Annotated in this window: 18 protein-coding genes; 9 read left to right on the plus strand and 9 right to left on the minus strand. The window is 62.6% G+C overall.

The window, feature by feature from the left end:
* Nucleotides 1–156: 156 nt before the first annotated feature.
* On the minus strand, nucleotides 157–933 hold the full coding sequence (locus tag CBM2594_RS26180; RefSeq protein WP_223819833.1) for a DUF305 domain-containing protein: 777 nt from the start codon (nucleotides 931–933) through the stop codon (nucleotides 157–159).
* A 101-nt stretch (nucleotides 934–1,034) separates the two neighbouring features.
* Complete coding sequence (locus CBM2594_RS26185) at nucleotides 1,035–1,271, minus strand: DUF305 domain-containing protein (protein ID WP_232346781.1); 237 nt, start codon at nucleotides 1,269–1,271, stop codon at nucleotides 1,035–1,037.
* Between the two features lie 195 nt (nucleotides 1,272–1,466).
* Between CBM2594_RS26185 and CBM2594_RS26190 the strand changes: the two genes are divergently transcribed.
* The 6 genes from CBM2594_RS26190 (at nucleotide 1,467) to CBM2594_RS27055 (ending at nucleotide 7,948) form a co-directional block, all read left to right on the plus strand.
* On the plus strand, nucleotides 1,467–4,466 hold the full coding sequence (locus tag CBM2594_RS26190; RefSeq protein WP_116359811.1) for a Tn3 family transposase: 3,000 nt from the start codon (nucleotides 1,467–1,469) through the stop codon (nucleotides 4,464–4,466).
* Nucleotides 4,459–4,803, plus strand: coding sequence for a Tn3 family transposase post-transcriptional regulator TnpC (gene tnpC / locus CBM2594_RS26195; protein ID WP_053821762.1), 345 nt, complete (start codon nucleotides 4,459–4,461; stop codon nucleotides 4,801–4,803). Before CBM2594_RS26190 ends, tnpC (CBM2594_RS26195) begins: the two co-directional genes overlap by 8 nt.
* Nucleotides 4,804–5,226: 423 nt before the next feature.
* The gene (gene tnpA, locus CBM2594_RS26200) at nucleotides 5,227–5,691 is read left to right on the plus strand and encodes an IS66-like element accessory protein TnpA (RefSeq protein WP_017514071.1); all 465 of its coding nucleotides are present in this window, start codon (nucleotides 5,227–5,229) and stop codon (nucleotides 5,689–5,691) included.
* Nucleotides 5,691–6,041: an IS66 family insertion sequence element accessory protein TnpB gene (gene tnpB, locus CBM2594_RS26205; RefSeq protein ID WP_017514072.1), complete on the plus strand. Its 351-nt coding sequence runs from the start codon at nucleotides 5,691–5,693 to the stop codon at nucleotides 6,039–6,041. Before tnpA ends, tnpB begins: the two co-directional genes overlap by 1 nt.
* 31 nt (nucleotides 6,042–6,072) lie before the next feature.
* A complete protein-coding gene (gene tnpC / locus CBM2594_RS26210) occupies nucleotides 6,073–7,662 on the plus strand; it encodes an IS66 family transposase (protein WP_034021473.1) in 1,590 nt (529 codons plus the stop codon).
* 157 nt (nucleotides 7,663–7,819) lie between these two features.
* The gene (locus tag CBM2594_RS27055; RefSeq protein ID WP_255637895.1) at nucleotides 7,820–7,948 is read left to right on the plus strand and encodes a hypothetical protein; all 129 of its coding nucleotides are present in this window, start codon (nucleotides 7,820–7,822) and stop codon (nucleotides 7,946–7,948) included.
* A 425-nt stretch (nucleotides 7,949–8,373) separates the two neighbouring features.
* Here the strand turns inward: CBM2594_RS27055 and CBM2594_RS26215 are convergent, their stop codons facing one another.
* The 7 genes from CBM2594_RS26215 to CBM2594_RS26245 form a co-directional block, all read right to left on the minus strand.
* Complete coding sequence (locus CBM2594_RS26215; protein ID WP_053821763.1) at nucleotides 8,374–8,712, minus strand: copper-binding protein; 339 nt, start codon at nucleotides 8,710–8,712, stop codon at nucleotides 8,374–8,376.
* Nucleotides 8,709–11,879: an efflux RND transporter permease subunit gene (locus tag CBM2594_RS26220; RefSeq protein WP_116359812.1), complete on the minus strand. Its 3,171-nt coding sequence runs from the start codon at nucleotides 11,877–11,879 to the stop codon at nucleotides 8,709–8,711. Before CBM2594_RS26220 ends, CBM2594_RS26215 begins: the two co-directional genes overlap by 4 nt.
* Nucleotides 11,876–13,444, minus strand: a complete 1,569-nt coding sequence (locus CBM2594_RS26225; protein ID WP_053821765.1) for an efflux RND transporter periplasmic adaptor subunit — start codon at nucleotides 13,442–13,444, stop codon at nucleotides 11,876–11,878. The genes CBM2594_RS26220 and CBM2594_RS26225 overlap by 4 nt, the downstream gene beginning before the upstream one ends.
* A complete protein-coding gene (locus CBM2594_RS26230; protein ID WP_116359813.1) occupies nucleotides 13,441–14,748 on the minus strand; it encodes a TolC family protein in 1,308 nt (435 codons plus the stop codon). The genes CBM2594_RS26225 and CBM2594_RS26230 overlap by 4 nt, the downstream gene beginning before the upstream one ends.
* 73 nt (nucleotides 14,749–14,821) lie before the next feature.
* Nucleotides 14,822–15,220 (minus strand): copper resistance protein, encoded by a 399-nt coding sequence (locus tag CBM2594_RS26235; RefSeq protein WP_116359814.1) that lies wholly within the window; start codon nucleotides 15,218–15,220, stop codon nucleotides 14,822–14,824.
* Between the two features lie 160 nt (nucleotides 15,221–15,380).
* Complete coding sequence (locus CBM2594_RS26240) at nucleotides 15,381–15,578, minus strand: hypothetical protein (RefSeq protein ID WP_053821766.1); 198 nt, start codon at nucleotides 15,576–15,578, stop codon at nucleotides 15,381–15,383.
* A 601-nt stretch (nucleotides 15,579–16,179) separates the two neighbouring features.
* On the minus strand, nucleotides 16,180–16,398 hold the full coding sequence (locus tag CBM2594_RS26245) for a hypothetical protein (protein ID WP_116359815.1): 219 nt from the start codon (nucleotides 16,396–16,398) through the stop codon (nucleotides 16,180–16,182).
* Nucleotides 16,399–17,372: 974 nt separating this feature from the next.
* On the opposite strand from CBM2594_RS26245, the gene CBM2594_RS26250 reads away from it, so the two are divergent.
* From CBM2594_RS26250 to CBM2594_RS26260, 3 genes are all read left to right on the plus strand, one after another.
* Nucleotides 17,373–17,675, plus strand: a complete 303-nt coding sequence (locus tag CBM2594_RS26250; protein WP_035862553.1) for a hypothetical protein — start codon at nucleotides 17,373–17,375, stop codon at nucleotides 17,673–17,675.
* Between the two features lie 179 nt (nucleotides 17,676–17,854).
* Nucleotides 17,855–18,253: a hypothetical protein gene (locus CBM2594_RS26255; protein WP_144200244.1), complete on the plus strand. Its 399-nt coding sequence runs from the start codon at nucleotides 17,855–17,857 to the stop codon at nucleotides 18,251–18,253.
* Between the two features lie 293 nt (nucleotides 18,254–18,546).
* Entirely contained in the window at nucleotides 18,547–19,314 is a 768-nt protein-coding gene (locus CBM2594_RS26260) for a class I SAM-dependent methyltransferase (protein WP_227311959.1), read from the plus strand.
* Nucleotides 19,315–19,340 lie beyond the last annotated feature (26 nt).

Genomic DNA, 19,340 nt, shown 5'->3' on the forward strand with positions numbered 1-19,340 from the left:
CGCATGACACCGTGGCTTGGCCAGACAACAATGGGCGTGGGCGCACACTCGATGCGCGGCGTTCGTCAAGTAAAGTGACTGCTGTAGCCACGGTCGGTTTACGTGTTGGGGCACTAGTGCCTCCTCGACCGTGGCCCTGTTGGTCCCCGCTTGGGACTAGTCTCCTCCGCTATGCTGCCCTCTCGGGCTACCCGCTTGCCCGTGCAGTGGGCGGTCTACGCTGAAGGGCTGATAGTCGGCAATGTGGAAATGGCGTTCAAGCAGCTGTCGCATCTCGTCGACGGCCGCTGTCTGGACGTGCCACATCTGGGTGCAAAGGCGGATCAGCTCATCATGGCGCCGGTCCGCCCCGGTGATACATGCGTTCAACGGTTGGAGCAACGTGTAGTGATGGCGGCTGAAGACTTCCAGAAAAACATGGTCGAATTGCCTACCGGGTTGCGCGTTGTCCAAAAAAGCCAGCATTTGCTGCTGTTCCTGTCGCACACGAGGTTCATAGTCGATGCCGTACCATTGCCGCAACAACACGCGCAGATGTGCGATCTCTTCGCGCTGCGAGCGATTCTCCATCCTCGCCATTGACTTCACTTCATCAAGGGAAGACTTCGGGCGGGTGACCGGGTAGCCAGGCGTTGGCGACGTGCCTTCGTCGGGCGTAAGGTTGCCGGTGCGTTGTGGGTCGGTACCTGCCGCCAACTCCGTCATCCGCAATGCGGAATAGTGATGGTCAATAATCAATTGAATCAGTCGGACTTCGAAGCCCGCAGTGATCCCTCTGCCCGGCTGCGACCCGTGGGACAGCGGAGGGATCAATGCCATCACCAAGCCCAGACCGATTGCCCTTATAGCAACTCGACGAGCGAGATAGTCGCTCAGTTGGAATAGCGGTGATTGGCTGTCCCGGAGGGACTCGTTAGCGTTTTGCGTCGACATTTCCATTCTCCGGGTACAGGGTTCACTTCACTGAGGATTGGCCGGGGCGCAAGCAACCGCGCATTCCGGAACCGGATGCCAATAGCCGGTTCGTTTTACCGCTATTTCCTCTGCTCCAGCCATTGGTCGATCTTTCTGATATCGCGTTGAGACTCCTTGATGATATCGTCGGCCATCCTTTTCATCTCAGGCGATTTACCCTTTTCCGCTTCCGTTCTCGCCATATCGATCGCCATCTGATGGTGCATCTTCATCATGTTTGCGAAGTCGCGATCAATGTCACCGGTCGACTGCATCGACATCATGTTGTTCATGCCAGGCGCCATCGAACGGTGCATGTCCTGATCGCCTCCTCCACCACCCATGGTGTGACCATGATGCGGGTCGTGCCAAGATGCGGGCAATCGGCTATCATAATCCCTGAGGTTATATAGACAAGCAAAAACATTCAGGTTAGTTATAACGCTGGTCTAGAATTTTGCCACCGTTCTCGGCTAGACTGGCTGGCCCTTCAGAGATTGCCGAGATCCTGTATGGCCACCGTCGAGCGTACCGCCTACCCGCGTTTCCCGAAGGTTTTCTCCACCAAGGAGCTGCAGGCGTGCTACACGCCGGATGCCGAGGAACTGGAGTGGGCCACCCGCTCAACCCGTGGACAAGGTCCGCGACTTGGCTTGCTGGTGCTGCTGAAGGTCTTCCAGCAACTGCATTACTTCCCCAACCTGGACAGCATTCCCGTCGTCGTGATCGACCACGTGCGCGCCAGCGCTGGTCTGGCGTCAGATGCCGCGTTTGGCTATGACCGCAAGCTGTCCCCCACGCTGTACCGGCATTACACGGCGGTGCGCGAATTTCTCGGCGTCCAGCCCTATATTGGCACCGATGCCAACGAGGTCACGATCCGCGCCGCGCGCGAAGCCGCGGAAACGATGGACCAGCAGGTGGACATCATCAACGCCACGATCGATGCGCTGATCCTGCACCAGGTCGAGCTGCCAGCGTTTTCCACCCTGGTCAACATTGCCGAGCAGATTCACAGCCGCACGCAGACCGCGCTGTTTCGACGCGTCGCAAGGCGCTTGTCGGATGAGGATCAGCAGCGGCTGGACCGGCTTCTCACCCGGGAATTCACCAACCGCCTGACCGCCTACAACAACATCAAGCGCCACGCGCGCCGTCCATCACGCAAGCATCTCAACTTACTCATAGAACACCTGACCTTACTGGACGGTTTTGGCGATTTCTCTCGAGCAATCGCAGGCGTACCTGCCTCGAAGCTGCGCTCGCTGGCCAGCCAGGCCATGAGCCTGGACGCGGCCAATCTACGGGAGATCCTGCCTGAGAAGCGCTACACGCTGATCGTCGCCTTGCTCAATCATATGCGCGTGCGCACCCGCGACGACCTCGCGGAGATGTTCATCCGTCGCATGGGCGCGATCCACAAGCGGGCGCGCGACGAGATGGAGCGCATCCAGTCGCGTCAGCGCGCGCAGATGGAGAAACTCGTCACTGTGCTCGACGGCGTGGTCGATATCGTCGCCGATGGCCAGGACGACGCGCTGATAGGCCGGCAGGTGCGCCGCTTCCTCGCGCCGTCCGGCGATCTGGAGCCGCTGCGCGAGAGTTGCGCGGAGGTGCGGGCCTTCAGCGGCAACAACTACCTGCCGCTGCTATGGCGGCATTTCCGGGCGCACCGCTCGGTGATGCTCCGTCTGGCACAGGTGCTGGAATGGGAGTCGACCAGCCAGTCTCGCACCCTGCTGGCAGCGCTGGAGGTGGTGCTGGACAACGAATCCCTGCACCGCGAATGGATCGCCGACGAGGTCGATGTCAGCTTCGCCTCGGAGCGTTGGCGCAAGCTGGTGCGCCGCCCCCACGACCAGGGCGCGCCCACCAACCGCCGTTATCTGGAACTTTGTGTGCTGTCGCATATGGTCAACGAGCTGCGATCCGGCGACTTGTGCGTGGTGGGTTCGGATGCCTTTGCCGATTACCGTGCGCACCTGCTGCCCTGGCGCGAATGCGAACGGCGCCTGCCGGAATACTGCGCCAAGCTGGACATGCCAGCCAACGCGCAGGACTTCGTGGTGTATCTGCGCCAGTGGCTCGCCGACACGGCGCGCACGCTGGATGCCGGTTTTCCCGACAAGCGCCAGCACGTCACCATCGGCCAGGATGGCGAGCCGGTGCTCAAGCGCACCGTCGCCCGGGAGATTCCGGCCAGCGCCGTTGCCTTGCAGCAGGCGCTGATCCGACGTATGCCGACGCGCAACCTGCTGGACGTGCTGGCCAACATCGAGCACTGGACCCGCTTCACACGGCACTTCGGCCCGCTCTCCGGCAGCGACCCGAAGATCCGCAATGCGGCCGAGCGCTACCTGCTGACCATCTTCGCCATGGGCTGCAACCTGGGACCCACCCAGGCGGCCCGCCATATGGGGGAACGGGTCACGCCGCACATGATGTCGTTCGTCAACCGCCGGCATCTGAGCCTGGAGCGTCTCGAAACCGCGCAGCGGGAATTGATCGAGCTGTATCTGCGGCTCGACCTGCCCAAGCACTGGGGGGATGGCAAGACCGTCGCGGCTGACGGCACCCAGTACGACTTCTACGACAACAACCTCCTGGCCGGCTACCACTTTCGGTACCGCAAGATGGGCGCGGTGGCCTACCGGCATGTGGCCGACAACTACATCGCGGTGTTCCGGCATTTCATTCCGCCCGGCGTGTGGGAAGCCATCTACGTGATCGAGGGTCTGCTCAAGGCCGGCTTGAGCGTCGAGGCCGATACCGTGCATGCCGACACCCAGGGTCAGTCGGCCGCGGTGTTCGCCTTCACGCATCTGCTGGGCATCAACCTGATGCCGCGCATCCGCAATTGGCAGGATCTGAAGCTTTACCGTGCCGATGCGAACATCAAATACAAGCACATCGACCGGCTGTTCTCGGACACCGTGGACTGGGACCTGATCGCCTTCCACTGGAAGGACCTGATGCAGGTGGCGCTATCGATTCAGGCCGGAACAATCTCCTCGCCGCTCCTGCTGCGCCGGTTCGGCTCGGAAAGCCGCCGCAACCGCCTGTTTCTGGCGGCGCAGGAACTCGGCAAGGTCGTGCGCACGGCGTTCCTGCTCGAATGGATTGGCAGCCGCGAGTTGCGCCAGGAGATCACCGCCACCACCAACAAGATCGAGTCCTACAATGGCTTTGCCAAATGGTTCTCGTTCGGCGGCGATGTGCTGGCCGAGAACGATCCCGATGAGCAGCAGAAGCGTCTGCGCTACAACGACTTGATCGCCTCGGCCGTGATTCTTCAGAACACGGCGGACATGATGCAGGCCCTGCGCGCGATGGTGAAGGAAGGGATCAAAGTCGACGTGGCCGACATCGGCTTCCTGAGTCCCTACCTCACTAGCAACATCAAGCGCTTCGGCGACTATAAACTCAACCTGGAGCGGGTGCCGGAAGCCTGGATTCGCGACAGCCTCTTTGCCGCTCCCGCCCATTCCGTCCGCAAGCCTCGCCATGCCTGATACCGATACACCTTACGGCAGGGTCGACGCTGAGGCGTTGCAAGCGCTTCGGGACACGTTCGACACGACCACCATCCTGCGCGTGGTGGAACAACTCGATGCGATCCGCGCGCGTTGCTGTGAGCCAGCCGGACTGCGCGACGATCTGCTGCGCTTGCACGGCATGGCACATACTCTGATCAACGGCGCCGCATTGTCGTATCCAACCACTGGCCCGACCCTCGTGGACGAAACCGAGGCCATCATAGAGGAGTTGGATGACTGGATCTTGCTGCTCAAGCGCGCCGTTCAAGCGCTGCGCCCGCTGGAGCCGCTTCGCCCTCGCGACGATAGCTGACTCGGCTAGGTCGCTTGCGCGTCGAGACGGCGCATGTGAGGCCGGTTCCGACGAAGCAGCAGGACAAAAGTCAGTACGATAGCCGGAGCAACTTAGCCGCGTCCATTAGGCCCTTCGGCGCACTTTTTCCGCTTGCAGCGATGCGATCAACTGGCAGTACATTGCCTGTCGGGCATGGCAGGCGAACAAGCTCGGACATCATCAGATGTGTACAGTCGAGGTTGGTGTAGGAAATTGCAGCTATTTTTCTGACTTTCTGGTGCGCGCCAGTGAGTCGGCGCCGCATTGATTGGGCAGCCTTCGGTCGGGCTTGTGGGCGTCGCGGATACCAGGCAAACAGTGTAAGCGCTCAATTGACGACGTCTGGTATTGAAGGCTGAACGTTGGCAGGCTTGCGTCCGCAAAGACTTTGCGGACGCAAACATGATCCAAGACGAGATTGACCTATTTCCGCTGCAGGCGGTGCGAGTCCGCTCCAATGGGAAGCGCGACTACGAGCCAGCGGCCAAGCGGCGTCTGATTGAGTTCTGCCTTCAATCGGGAGCATCGGTTTCGGGCACGGCTCTCAAGGCTGGCATCAACGCTAATCAGTTGCGCAAATGGATTCGGGAGTACCGAGATTCAGCGCAGGCGCGAGGTGCATTGCCGGCATTCGTGCCGGTTGTCCAGGAGGTTCTGGATTCGCGGCCGATCGAGACACCTGCAAAGGTCGTGGTGCCTCGCCGCGAAGCGGCCTCAGCGACTGCCGATTCGCCACCGCAGCGAGCGCTACCGCTGGCACTCTTGAGCGCGAAGCTACCCAACGGGGTATCACTCGAGCTCGAATGCGACGAGCGACACGTGGCGCTCGTAAGGGCAATGATCGAAGCCCTGAATGGAGGCCATTGATGTTCCGCCTCGACGCTGGGCTGCGGGTGTACCTGCATCGCGACGCTGTGGACTTCCGTAAGAACATCAACGGCCTGGCACTGCTGGTCGAGCAGGCGCTCGGGCTGGATCCGTTTGCATCTGCTGTATTTGTGTTCCGCAACCAGCGGGCCGATCGCATCAAGATTCTCGGCTGGGATCGCAACGGCTTCTGGCTACTGTTGAAGCGATTGGAGGCGGACCGGTTTGCTTGGCCACGCGAGGCGTCGGTGGCCACGCTGACGGTCGAACAGTTGCACTGGCTGCTCGAGGGAATCGACATCGAGGCGATGCGCCGGCACCCGCACCGAGAATACCATCGCGCTGCGTGAACGCTGCTTGGCGGCAGCGGTCTAACCCGCCATGCCATCCACGCCCGTCACCGTTACCGCCGCCGAGCTGCAACTGTTGCGAGACGCCGAGCGCGAGCTCAAGGCAATACTCGCGGAACGCGAGGCAATCAAGGGCGAGCTGCGTGTGATGACGGTCCAGCGAGACCTGCTCTTGGAACAGCTCAAGGCGTTCCAGCGTAAGCTGTTCGCCGCCAAGAGCGAGGCGCGAGGCTCGGAGCAGAAGGACTTGTTCCTCAATGAGGCCGAAGCCATGGCGGCAGCGGCCGCGCAGCCGGCGCAGGAAGAAGAAGGTACGCCCGAGACCGAAGTGGCCGGGCACACACGCAAGAAGCGTGGCCGTAAGCCGCTCGACCCGGCGCTGCCCCGTGTCGAGGTTCGTCACGAACTACCCGAATCGGAACGCGTCTGCCCCCTCGATGGCCAGACTCTGGTCGAGATTGCCGTTGAGGTCAGCGAACAGCTCGACATCGTGCCGCAACAGGTCCGCGTGATCCAGCACCAGCGGGTCAAGTACGCCTGCCCATGCTGCGACGGCGGCATCAAGACGACGCCGGCACCGGCACGCATTATTCCCAAGGGACTCCTTACCGAATCGGCGCTGGCCTGGTGCATCACCTCGAAGTATCAGGATGGCCTGCCGCTGTACCGCCAGGCAGCGCTGCTGCATCGCTTCGGCGGGGACCTCTCTCGCGGCACCCTGGCCGCAAGCATAGTGCGAGTAGGCCAAGCGGTGCAGCCAATCATCAACCTGCTGCGTGACCATCTGCTGGAAGCAGACGTCGTGTACGGTGATGAGACAACGGTACAGGTGCTCAAGGAGTCCGGCAGGCCTGCCCAGAGAAAGAGCTTCCTATGGGCGCAGATGAATGGCACGGGCCCGCCGGTACGGTTGTTTGCCTATAGCCCCACACGCGAGACAAAGCAGGCTACGGCTCTCTATGCCGGCATCAAGCCTGGGTCGGTGTTGATGACCGACGGCTATGCACCATACGACGACGTCGCAAACACCTATCAGTTGGTGCACCTCGGATGCTGGGCGCACGCGCGGCGCTACCTGGTCGAGGCGGAGCAAGCCTTGCCCAAGGACAAGCGCGCCGACCACACGGTCACCGGATTCCTGCAGCGCATCGGCAAGCTGTTTGCCATCGAACGCCACACGCTCGAGATGAGGCCGGAACAACGGCAGCAAGTTCGCGCCGAACAAAGCCAGCCGCTGCTGGCCGAGATCGAAACGATGCTGCTGCAACACCTGCATACCGTACTGCCGCAAAGCCTGTTCGGCAAGGCGCTGCACTACCTGCATGGGCAGTGGCCAAAGCTCGTGCGCTACATCGAGAACGGAACTTGGCCGATCTCGAACAATCCCTGCGAGAACGCGATTAGGCCATTCGTGATCGGACGGAGAAACTTCCTCTTCTGCGACACCGTGGCCGGTGCCAACGCCAGCGCAAGTCTTTACTCACTGGTGGAAACCTGCAAGGCCAACGACGTCGATCCGTATCAGTATCTCGTTGCCTTGTTCAAGGCGTTGCCACACGCACAGACCGCCGACGACTACGAGGCTCTGCTGCCCTGGACGCTCAAGTCCTCAGACGCCTAGCGGATACCGCCGGCGGCCGCAAGGGACGCCCTCAAAAGACCGCTTACCAAACAGTCATACAAAAGATCCTTGTCAAGGAAATCAGGGGCGACGATCAGCACCAGGTGCGGCACATCAATTGGCGCGAAAGCGTACACAGGCCGCTAGGAGCGAGAGTATGAACAAATCGTCAATTTGGAAAGTCATCTTGATTGTGTGCGCCGCCGTCGGCGTGATTGCCATCCTTGGTGTGGTAGGGATGCTTTTGATGCATCAGCGCATGATGGGCGGTCTGAGCTGTTGCTAGTCCGGGTAAGCAACGTAGCGGCGCCTGGGCACCGGAATGGAAGCCCCCAGCCGTGCGAGCCATTGCAAGGAGGTAACCAGTGGACGCCCCCTTTCCGACCGCTATTTGCTCCGTCTGCTCGACTTCCTGGTGCGCTTGCGCGAGACCGTGCCATGCTGGTCGCGAATTCGCCGGGGGCCGTGCCGTCGTCGCAGATACCAAGCAAACAGTCCGAGCATACAAAGGAGGATGGCCAGTGAGCTCAGGACGACGACGAGGACATCGTGGGGCAGATCAAAAGGGTTGTGGCGCACGGTCTGATTCGATTCGGAGTTGGCTTGCCAGGATCGTTGCGCAGTGGCGCCCATGGCTGCCAGCGTGACGTTGCTAGGCCATGCCGTGACGCGCACGGCCGCCGGCGGCGAACCCGTGCGCGCATGGGGCGATTACTTGCGCTGCATATCCACGACCGTCGGCGCGCCATCCACCTTGTCGAATGTCACCGACACGGCATCGCCTTCCTTGAACTTGCCAAGCGAGGCGCGATCCTTGACCGGGAACACCATGGTCATGCCGGGCATGCCCAGATTCTCGATCGGGCCGTGCTTGAGCGTGACCTTCCCGGTTTGCGCATCAATCTTCTTGATTTCTGCGGGCACCGGCCGAGCTGCCTGTTGCGAGGCGGCGGGCGCCTTCATGTCCATGCCGTCCATCGAACCCGCGGCGAACACGGCCGGCGCGGCAATGATGGCCAGGGCGGCGGCGAGGGTCTTGAGGTGTTTCATTGTGATTCCTCCTGAGGTGTGAGGTTGGGGGAAAGGGAAGCCTGCTTGATCTGACGGCGGCGTAGCAGCAGATACACCGCCGGGACCACAAACATGGACAGCAGCGGCGCCGTCACCATGCCGCCGACCATCGGTGCAGCGATGCGCTGCATCACTTCTGAGCCGGTTCCGTGCGACCACATGATCGGAAGCAGGCCGGCCAGAATTACAGCTACGGTCATCGCTTTCGGGCGCACACGCAGCACGGCGCCTTCCTGGATGGCATCGAGCAGGGCCGCAAGACTGTTTTGCCCATCCTCGAGCCGTTCCTGCCAGGCATGCTTCAGATAGAGCAGCATGATGACGCCGAATTCCGCAGCGACCCCGGCCAGTGCAATGAAGCCGACAATCCCGGCCACCGACAGGTTGTATCCCAGCAGATAGAGTAGCCAGAAGCCGCCGATTAAGGCCAGCGGTAGAGTGCCCATGATGAGCAGCGCCTCATCCAGCCGGCCGAATACCAGGTAGAGCAAGACGAAGATGATCAGCAGGGTGAACGGGACCACTACCTTCAGCTTCGCGGTGGCGCGCTCGAGATACTCGAATTGTCCCGACCAGCTCAGGGAGTACCCGGCTGGCATCGGGACGGCTCTGGCGACTGCCACCTGCATGTCTTGCACGGCAGAGCGCAGGTCCCTGCCGCGAATGTCGACGTAGATCCACCCGGAGAGCCGCGCATTTTCACTGCGCAACATGGGCGGCCCTTGCACAACCTGGATGCGCGCAACGTCGGCCAGCGTGATTTGCAGCCCCTTGTCGGTCACGATCGGTAGTCTGCGCAGTTGCTCGATGGAGTCCCGATAGTCGCGCGGATACCTGACATTGATCGGAAAGCGCGCAAGCCCGTCGACCACTTCGCCGACGTTTTCGCCACCGATGGCCGACGAGACGATCGCCTGAACGTCGTCAATGTTCAGGCCATACCGGCCCGCAGCCGCCCGGTCGATATCGACGTCGATGTACCGCCCGCCAGTGAGCCGCTCGGCCAGCGCGGAGGTGACTCCGGGAACCGACTTGACGGCCTCCTCGATGCGCGTGGCCAGTCGATCGATTTCCTTCAGGTCCGTACCGGCGACCTTGATCCCCACCGGGCTTTTGATGCCGGTGGCGAGCATGTCGATGCGGTTGCGGATCGGTGGCACCCAGATGTTGGACAGCCCTGGCACCCTGACGACCCGATCGAGCTCCTCCACCAGCTTGTCGGTGGTCATGCCGGCACGCCATTGGTCCTTGGGCTTGAACTGGACGGTGGTCTCGAACATCTCGATCGGCGCCGGATCGGTGGCGGTATCGGCGCGGCCCGCCTTGCCGTACACCGTCGCGACCTCTGGCACTGTCTTGATGAGCCGATCAGTCTGCTGCAGGAGCTGGGAGGCCTTGCCTGCGGAAAGGCCCGACAACGCAGAGGGCATGTAGAGCAGATCGCCTTCATCCAGGGGCGGCATGAATTCGCCGCCAATGCGCATAATGGGCCACGCGGTGGCGATCAGCAGCACGGCGGCGATCGCCAGCGTGGTCTTCGGATACGTGAGCACCTTGCCGAGCAATGGCTGGTAGCCGCGAATCAGCCAGCGATTGAGCGGATTGGCCTGCTCCGACGGAATTTTTCCGCGGATCATGTAACCCATCAGCACCGGTACCAAGGTGACGGACAATCCGGCAGCGGCTGCCATGGAATAGGTCTTGGTGAAGGCCAGCGGCGAGAAGAGCCGGCCCTCCTGCGCCTCCAGCGTGAACACCGGAATGAACGACAACGTGATGATCAGCAGCGAGAAGAACAGGGCCGGCCCAACCTCGGCGGCAGATTTGCCGATGACGCGCCAGTGTTCATGGGCGCTGAGTTCGCGCTGCGGATTGTCGGCATGCCAGTGCTCGAGATGCTTGTGCGCGTTCTCGATCATGACCACCGCGGCATCGACCATCGCGCCGATGGCGATGGCAATCCCACCCAGCGACATGATGTTGGCATTGACGCCCTGGTAGCGCATCACCAGGAAGGCGGCCAGCACGCCCAGCGGTAGCGAGACGATGGCCACCAGCGCCGAGCGCAGGTGAAACAGGAACACCAGGCAGACCAGCGCCACGACCGCAAATTCCTCGATCAGCTTGGTGGTGAGATTGGCCACCGCCCGCTTGATCAGTGCCGAGCGGTCGTACGTCGTAACGATCTCGACGCCCTTGGGCAGGCTCTTCTGTAGGGTGGCGAGCTTGGCCTTGACCGCTTCAATGGTCTCCAGGGCGTTCTTGCCCGAGCGCAGCACGATGACGCCGCCGGCCACTTCGCCCTGGCCATTCAGCTCGGCAATGCCACGCCGCATCTCGGGGCCGAGCTGCACAGTGGCAACGTCACCCAGCCGTACCGGGATGCCGGCGTCGCTGGTGACCAGCGGAATCTGGCGAAAGTCGTCCAGCGTTTTCAGATAGCCGGTCGCCCGCACCATGTACTCCGCTTCGCCCAACTCCAGCACCGAGCCGCCGGTTTCCTGGTTGGCGCCCTTGAGCGCTGCCAGCACCTTGGCCTGCGATAGGTTATAGGCGCGCAGTCGATCCGGCATCAGCACGATCTGGTATTGCTTGACCATGCCGCCGAGCGAGGCCACTTCGGCGACGTTGGGCAGGGACTTGAGCTCGAAGCGCAGGAACCAGTCCTGCAGCCCCCGTAGCTGGCTGAGGTCATGCTGGCCGGTCTTGTCCACCAAGGCATACTCATAGATCCAGCCGACGCCGGTTGCATCGGGACCGAGCGCGGGCTTGGCTGCCGCCGGCAGCCGCGACTGCACCTGATTCAGGTACTCGAGCACGCGCGAGCGCGCCCAGTACAGGTCCGTGCCGTCTTCGAACAGCACATAGACATAGGAGTCACCGAAGAACGAGTAGCCGCGCACGGTCTTGGCGCCGGGCACCGATAGCATGGTCGTGGTGAGCGGATAGGTCACCTGGTTTTCCACGATCTGCGGCGCCTGGCCAGGGAAGGGCGTGCGGATGATCACTTGCACGTCGGACAGGTCTGGCAGCGCGTCAAGCGGCGTACTCTGTACCGCCCAAAGCCCCCAGGCGGTCACCATGACCGTGGCGAGCAGCACCAGGAAGCGATTGCGGATGGAGGCGAGGATGAGCCGGGCAATCATGGCTTCGCTCCTGCAACGGCGGCGGCCGACTCGACCGCGGACAGGGTCGCCACGCCGTCCTTGTCCAGTCCGAAGCGGAACCGGACCTGATCCCCTGGCTTGAATCCCTTGGGCATGCCGGCTGGCGGCGCGGCAAACTCCATCGTCATGGCGCCCCACTGCGCCGACGGAATGGGGCCATGGGAGATCGTCATGCTCTGCTCGGTGACGGTCTCGATCCGGCCGACGCCTTGATGTTCCGGCCCGGGCGCTGCAGCGGCGCCAGGCGCCGACGCGCCGGCTGCAGAGGCGGCCGTGGGCGCGGTCATGCGCTGCGCGGTGCCGCGCAGGCTCGCCTCCGAGTCGATCAGGAACTGTCCGGACACGACCACCTTCTGGCCCGCTTTGAGGCCCTCAATGACTTCGGTTTGGCCGCCTGCAGCCGCGCCGGTCTTGACCTCCACGGGGCTGAACCCGCCCTGGCCGGATGCCACCATCGCGACCGTGCGTGTGCCGGTACGGATCAGCGCCTCGGTGGGCACGAGCAGGCGATCCGGCCCAGGAGCGGCGTCAAAGCGCACCGAGACAAACATGCCGGGCAAGAGCTGACGGGCCTTGTTCTGCAATTCGATGCGCACCTTGACCGTGCGGGTACCGGCGCTGATATCTGGCAGGATGGCGTCGACCTTGCCCGACAGCGTCTGGCCGGGCAAGGCTGCCGCGGTGGCCGACACGGTCTGGCCGGGCCGCAACGGGGCGGCCTGACTCTCAGGCACCTCGGCGATCACCCAAACGGTTGCTAGGCTCGCAATGCGAAACAGGGTCGTTCCCGGCGAAACCGTCATGCCATCGCGCGCACCGATTTCGGTGACGATGCCGTCGACCGAACTGGTGACCGTCAGCCGCGGCTGCAGTTTGCCGGTGGACTGCACCAACCGGATATGACTCTCGGTCATGCCCACCTGACGCATGCGCGCAATGGCGGCCTCGCGCAGCTCGCGCTGGAGGCTGCCGTCCATCCGGCTCACGGCCAGATATTCCTCCTGCGCCGCGACCCATTCCGGCGCATAGATTTGCGCCAACGCTTGACCTTTGCTGACCGGATCGAGGGTGGTCCGAGCGTACGCGTGCTCCACGAATCCGCTGGTGCGGGCCTGCAGCACTTCGATGCTGCGTTCATTGAACGCGACATTGCCCGGCACTTGAAGTGCGGCCTCGAGTCGGCCGGTCTTCACCTCGATCGTGCGGATGCCAAGGTTCTGTGTCACGCGGCTGTCGATGGTGACGGCCGCGCCGCCGCTGGCTTCTTCGTACACCGGCGACAACGGCATATCCATGTACGGCGACTTGCCCGGCTTGTCAAAGCGCTGTCCGGGCACCATCGGGTCGTGCCAGTAGAGAATGCGCTTGCCAGTTTTCGGGTCAATGTCCCCAGCCTTGAGGGCGGCACCGCTGGCGCTGCTGCCAGAGGTTGCCGACGCGGGCGACTGCTGGCGCCCTTGCTGTTGACCGAGGTAATAGGCAGCCCCAACGCTTGCCACCACCATCAGGCCTGCCACCGTCCGTGCAATCGTGGTCTTGTTCATGGTTGAGCTCCTTGCAGTGACGTGGGCTGGACTGCGGTGGGTAACGGCATCAGGAAGGTCAGGTCCGCCCAGAGTCGGGCGGTGGCGGCCTCAAGTTTGAGGCGCTCAAGCGAAATATTGAGCGCCTTGCGGCTGGCATCGGCCACGGCGGTCAGGGTGCCGGCACCCGCTCGATAGGCAGTCAGGGCCGCTTCGGTCTGTGCCTTGGCCAGCGGCACCGTGGTGCTCCGATAGCGCTCGAGCCGCGCCTGGCTGAGCGCCAGCTCTGCCTGCTTGCCGCGCAACTGCCCGAGCAAGCCGCGGCGTACGACTTCGGCTTGCGCGCGCGCGGCGTCGGCCTGCGCAAGCTTTGCGGCCAGTTCCCGATCCTGGCGATGCTTCTGGTCCCAGGGAAGCGGCAGTGAGACGTTGAGCGAAACCATGTTGGAGTAGGCGGGGCCGCGCTGGCTGTACATCAGTTCCACGCTCACATCCGGGATCTTGTTCTCCCGAGCGACCCGGCTTTCCGCCTCGGCGACGCCAACCTGTGCCTCGGCCGCCGCCACCTCCGGCAGTTGCGCCACGCCGCCGGCATCCAAGGTATTGAGCCAGGCCGGCGCCTCAAAGCCAGGGGGTTCGGCCAGGGGAAGTTCTGCAGCCTCGCCCACCCAGCGTCGCAGCATCGCTCGGGCTGATACCAGTGCGGCGCGGGCCTCGTCTTCGCGATCTTGCAGTTGACGGAGCTCCAGTTCGGCGGCCAGGATGTCGGCACGGGAGCCGCGGTTGCCGCGATAGGCGGCCTGCGCCGCGTCTACCATCAGCTTGATGGATTGCGCTTGCTCATTGAGCACGCTGTAGGCACGTTCGGCGTTCCAGCGGTCCAGCCAGGCCGTCGCGGCGCCGCGCTGCACCGTCGCCAGCGCCGCCGTACGCTGGGCCTCTGCCGAAGACGCCTCGGCTTCGAAGCGCTGGGCGCGAGCCTCACGCTTGGCCGATCGCGTGAACTCCTGCATCAGGCTGATCGAGCGCATCGTCATCGATTCCGTGCCGAGGGAAAACCGGTCGGGTCCGTTCGCCGGCACGTTATTGACGCCAACCTTCAGGACTGGGTCAGGTAACTGCCGGCCAGCCACCGCCATCTCGATGGCGGACTGGACCGCCGAGTGCGATGTTTCGGCATCCGTCGAGTGGGAAGACGCGAGCGCCACGGCTTCCTGCAAGGAGAGTGCGGCCGCGGGTTGCGCCCATCCGGGATGGGCAGCGGCGAACAGCGTAAGGGCGAGCGTCAGATGGCACCCATACGCAAAGGGAAAACGCAAATGCATAAAGCCTCCGCTAAGCAACGACCACCCTGAACACCATGGTTTCAGGGCACGATAGCAAGCATTGCTTCGGAGGCTAGTTTCGGAAACAGCAGTGGAGAATGGGCAGGGGGCGAGGGGGCGCGCGCGGCACCGCGTCGGCGTAGACCGCTCGCTGGCTGACGAATATCGGCACCATCGCCGGCTCAACCAGATTGACAAGCACGGGCTGGAACGCAGGAATCTGCGGGCTGGGGTGGTCGGCCGACTTGGAGCCAAGCTGGCAGTGCTCCAGGCACAAGCCATCATGGGCAGCCGGCGCTTCGGCCTTCTGCGTCATCTCGGGACAGGACTCCGTCATCCCGGCCATGTCCGCCATGCCGTCCATCGAATACCGGCTGCCCGCGCAGGCGTAGGCGGCCGCTGCCAGCTGAACTGTCAGGAATGTACTCAGCAGGAAGGCGGCAAGCCAAAGCCGGCGAAAACGGGTACGCACGTTGAAGATGTCCGATTTGAGCCGAATGGTAGCAGCGTTTGGCCGCTTTCGGCACTTTGCCCTCGCGGCCGTTTGCCGCAGATCAAATGCAGACGGGGTAGCCCATCCGGGGAGCGTTCCGGCGAGCCACGCAAACTAGCTCGCCGGTTTCCAGGCTCGGTTACTTGGGCTGCCCCAACATTTCGCGGCACTTTTGCATCATCGCCGCGTGGTCCTCCGTCTGCTGTTTTTGTTGTTGCGCCTCAGCCCGCTTGGCATTACGAGCCTTTTCGATCACATACCAGTCCGGACCGGCGACCGCTGACAGCGAGAGCCCCAGGGCGACGGCGCCCCCTAGCGCGTGAAGAAAGAATTTCATGATGTTCCTCGTTCTGGGTATGCAGCGCGCCGCCTAAACCCACCAGCGAGCGGCAGGCGACACTGCAAATGTCGAAATCAGACAGGAGCACGTTGGTGCGATGGCACCCAGTGCCGCACCCTGCCGTGCGGGACCGCCCTACAGACAGAACCGTTTGGGCGGGCGCTCGAGGCGAGGCGGAACGACGGAGCGATATGCGAACTCCGGATGCGCGACCAACACGCTGGTCCATGCATCCGTGGCGGCGGCGGTGGCCAACGGCGTGCCCGCGAGGATTGCACAAGCGGAAATCGTGCAGGGAAGACGAGATGGGCCGCTGACATGTCGGTCATCGGCGCAACTGAATTGACTGACGCAGTCATGGGGACTGCCGCTCTCGACACTGGCTTGCGCCGCTTGAGCAGGTATGTGTGCTGGCATTTGAGCGATGCCAGCGATACAGCAGCTGTCCAACGGCCCGGCCTGAGCCCGCAGGGGCAAAGCCAGCGCCAGGGTCAGCAGCACGACGAGACGCCAAAGGCGATTCATGGGCTTACACATTGGGCCCCTCCGAGCCGACGTGCGGTAGCGCCGTCGCGGGAACCATATTGAGTATGGAACTTCATCTTGCGCGAGACACGGTTGAGTCCGACATGGCGCTGCCCGCAGGGCAGTTCGACGCGAACGACAGGTAGACCTCGTCGAGCATGCGATGCTTGTCGCCGGCCAATTGTTCCAGGGCAGCCAGGAGGTGCTCGGCCACGCCGTACTGCTGCTGTGCGCATGCCAGACGGAACGCGGCGAACACGTCATCAAATAACGTTGGCGTTGCAGTCGTCATGCATTCCCCGCTGGATGCGTGGTTCGGCCAAGGCGTGATCGCCGCGATGCCGTCCTCATTTGCACTATGGACCTTCCCACGGGGGTAAGGTCAAGCAGTGCGTAGGCTGGCGTCGCGCGTCGATTGAAGACGACCGGTAAGCGCCACCCATGCGCAGGCGCTAGGCGTCAGGCTGGTGTAGAGAGCGAACCCGCCGTGAATCGCCCCGGCATTCGCGGCGCATGCGTTTCAAAACCGTCGATGCATACACGGTCCACTTCCGGCACTGAGGCGTAACACGCAGTCACGCCACGGATCCGAGTCTTTCTGATAGCCGAGCTTTTCGCAAGCAGGCCCCTCAACGCGTAATGAGGTCTCCATATCGCGCTCGGCGTGCGCGGTACGTTCAGCGACGGTCGCGCACCCGGACAACATGACGGTAATGAGTAATAAGACACGCATGAATTTCTCCTTTGCTCCTAGATGAAGGGAGTCCGTTGCGGTGGTCCAGGGCGCGACACGACCGGGAACCAGCGAAGCGGTGTGCAAACGGCGATGCCGTTATCGTGAATCTAGGTTCTGATTGCTTTTGCACCAAGATCTGCCTTTGCAGAATGGCCCGCTGCGGGCCATCTTTCAGCGACCTTACTTCAGATTGCTATGCAATTACCCAACCATTTCAAGCTGGTCATCCATGTTCGGTTGGGCTTTCGTCCCAATGATGTTCCTCGGCTGACATTCACGACCAGCTCGTATTACGCGACCATTACGTGCAGGAAATTTTTTCTGTGTTGTCTTGGCCTGGCAGCAAGCGTTTCCGTTTGGAAATTGCCGCCATCATTACCCGAGCATTACGCGGCAGTCATCAAATTCGACTCGCGCGTCATTGCCAGGGCAATAGCGTTACAAGCGCTCACATTTGTAGGGAAACGCGAACACTGCCGGCAATGCAGAAGTCGTATGCTCCCACCCTCTACACATGCAAAGGAGAAAACATGAAAAAGCTTCCAATCCTGGTCGGCACCGCGCTGGTCATCGGGTTCAGTTACGCCAATGCGCAGACGCATGTCTACACGCATGATGGCTATGGTCGGGCAGGCCTCTACCCGTCACGGCCGGCGCCTGCCGCTGTGCACGTCGTGCCCGCGGTTGCGGTGGTACATGATGCGCAGCCCTCGTACGGGCATGGCACTGCGCTGCGCGAGGCGCATCGCCAGCCGCGCCACGGCATCGAACATGGGCGACGTGAGCCTGAGCGCCGCCGGCACAATGCCGCTCACGGTTCACGCGGCCACTGACGCACTCGCCTGTCATATTGATTGCCCGCAGGCGTGCCGACGCCGGTAGTGACGCCGGCGTCCGTTGGAAAAAGTCAGGGGAAGCGCTGCGTCTGTCATGTCCCCGTCATTCTACTGACAGGCGGCTCGTATAGACTCCCGACTCAATTGATGCTTGATGCCGCCGGATGAGAAGGCTGTTGCGCCACCTATTGCTTTGGCTCGTTGTATTTGCATTGCCGATGCAGAACGTCGGCGCAGCGGCTACTCTTTCGTGCGGCGAGCTGACCGAGCTGCGGCAGGGCGCCGGTCTCTTTGCCACCCTTGCCACCATCGACGTCGCTGACGAGGCGAGCGCCGACGAGGCCGACGCACACTGCGATCCGAGGTCGCATCACTGTCCAGCAAGCAAAGCGCGCGGCAAGGCGCGCGGTTGTCAGGCGTGTTCTGCCTGCTCGGCCGCCTCGCCACTTGCCATCTTTGCCTTCTTGGGGACCCAAGCGTTGCCCATGAACGGCGCACTACCTGCGTCTCTTCTGTGGATATTTGCCAGCACAACGCCTGAGACGTTGCTGCGCCCGCCTTCCCGCCATCTCTGACGCCGCCCACGCAACTCCTGGGCTGGCTACCTCCACCTTCGTAGATGTCGTCCTTCGGCCTGACCGAAGACGAAACAAACCTGCCTGCGCTCGTCCCTGTGCGAGAGCAAGGCAGGGCAATTATGGTGCGGCGTGCGATGTCGCCTGGCGGTCGCGCGCGCAGCACGATATTGGAGACAGCGATGCGCATCTGTAATCAATGTAAGGCCCCGCTCAAAATTGACGTGTGGGCGTGCACCGCGTGCGGTTGGCAGCCCCGTGTTCTCGCCGGCGTGCTCTGCCTGGCACCTGCCATGATGGTCGACCATGATGGGTTTCACGAACCGCTCTTTGTCGAGTATGAGAAGCTCGAAGCGACGCACTTCTGGTTCGTCTATCGCCGCAAACTGATCCTGGACGCACTGCAGCGCTACTTTCCGGCCTTGCGCTCGTTCATGGACGTCGGTTGCGGGACCGCGGAGAACCTGCGCGCAGTCCAGGCCCGCTTCCCGCGTGCACGCCTGGTCGGCGGCGAGGCCTCGTTGCGCGCACTGATGAAGGGGCAGCGCAAATGCAAAGCTCAGTTGTTGCAGATGGATGCCCGCGCAATTCCCTACAGCGACGCCTTCGATGTCCTCGGGGCGTTTGACGTCATCGAACACGTCGACGACGACGCCCAAGTGCTAGCGGAGATGTACCGTGCCTGCAGGAATGATGGGGGAATCGTATTGACAGTGCCCCAGCATCCGTCGCTGTGGAGCCATATGGACGATGCGGCCAAGCACAAGCGGCGCTATACCCGCCAAGAACTGGTGAAGAAAGTGGAGGCGGCCGGATTCGAAATCGTGGACGTCACCTCCTTCATGACGCTGCTGCTGCCTGCGATGGCCATCTCCCGGTTGTGGCAGCGCGCCAAGCCGCCCGGCGATGCCATGGACGACGGGTTTCGCATTGGGGCGGCCATGAACGGCACGCTCGGGTGTGTTTGCACCCTCGAGCACAACCTAATACGGGCCGGCTTGCGTTTCCCGGCAGGCGGCTCGCTGTTGCTGGTGGCCAGGAAGAAGGGATGTTCTTTGTAGAGAGCGCAGTCACGCATGGGCCCATC

The sequence above is a fragment of the Cupriavidus taiwanensis genome (genome assembly GCF_900249755.1).
In the GTDB taxonomy this organism is placed as follows: Bacteria; Pseudomonadota; Gammaproteobacteria; order Burkholderiales; family Burkholderiaceae; genus Cupriavidus; species Cupriavidus taiwanensis_D.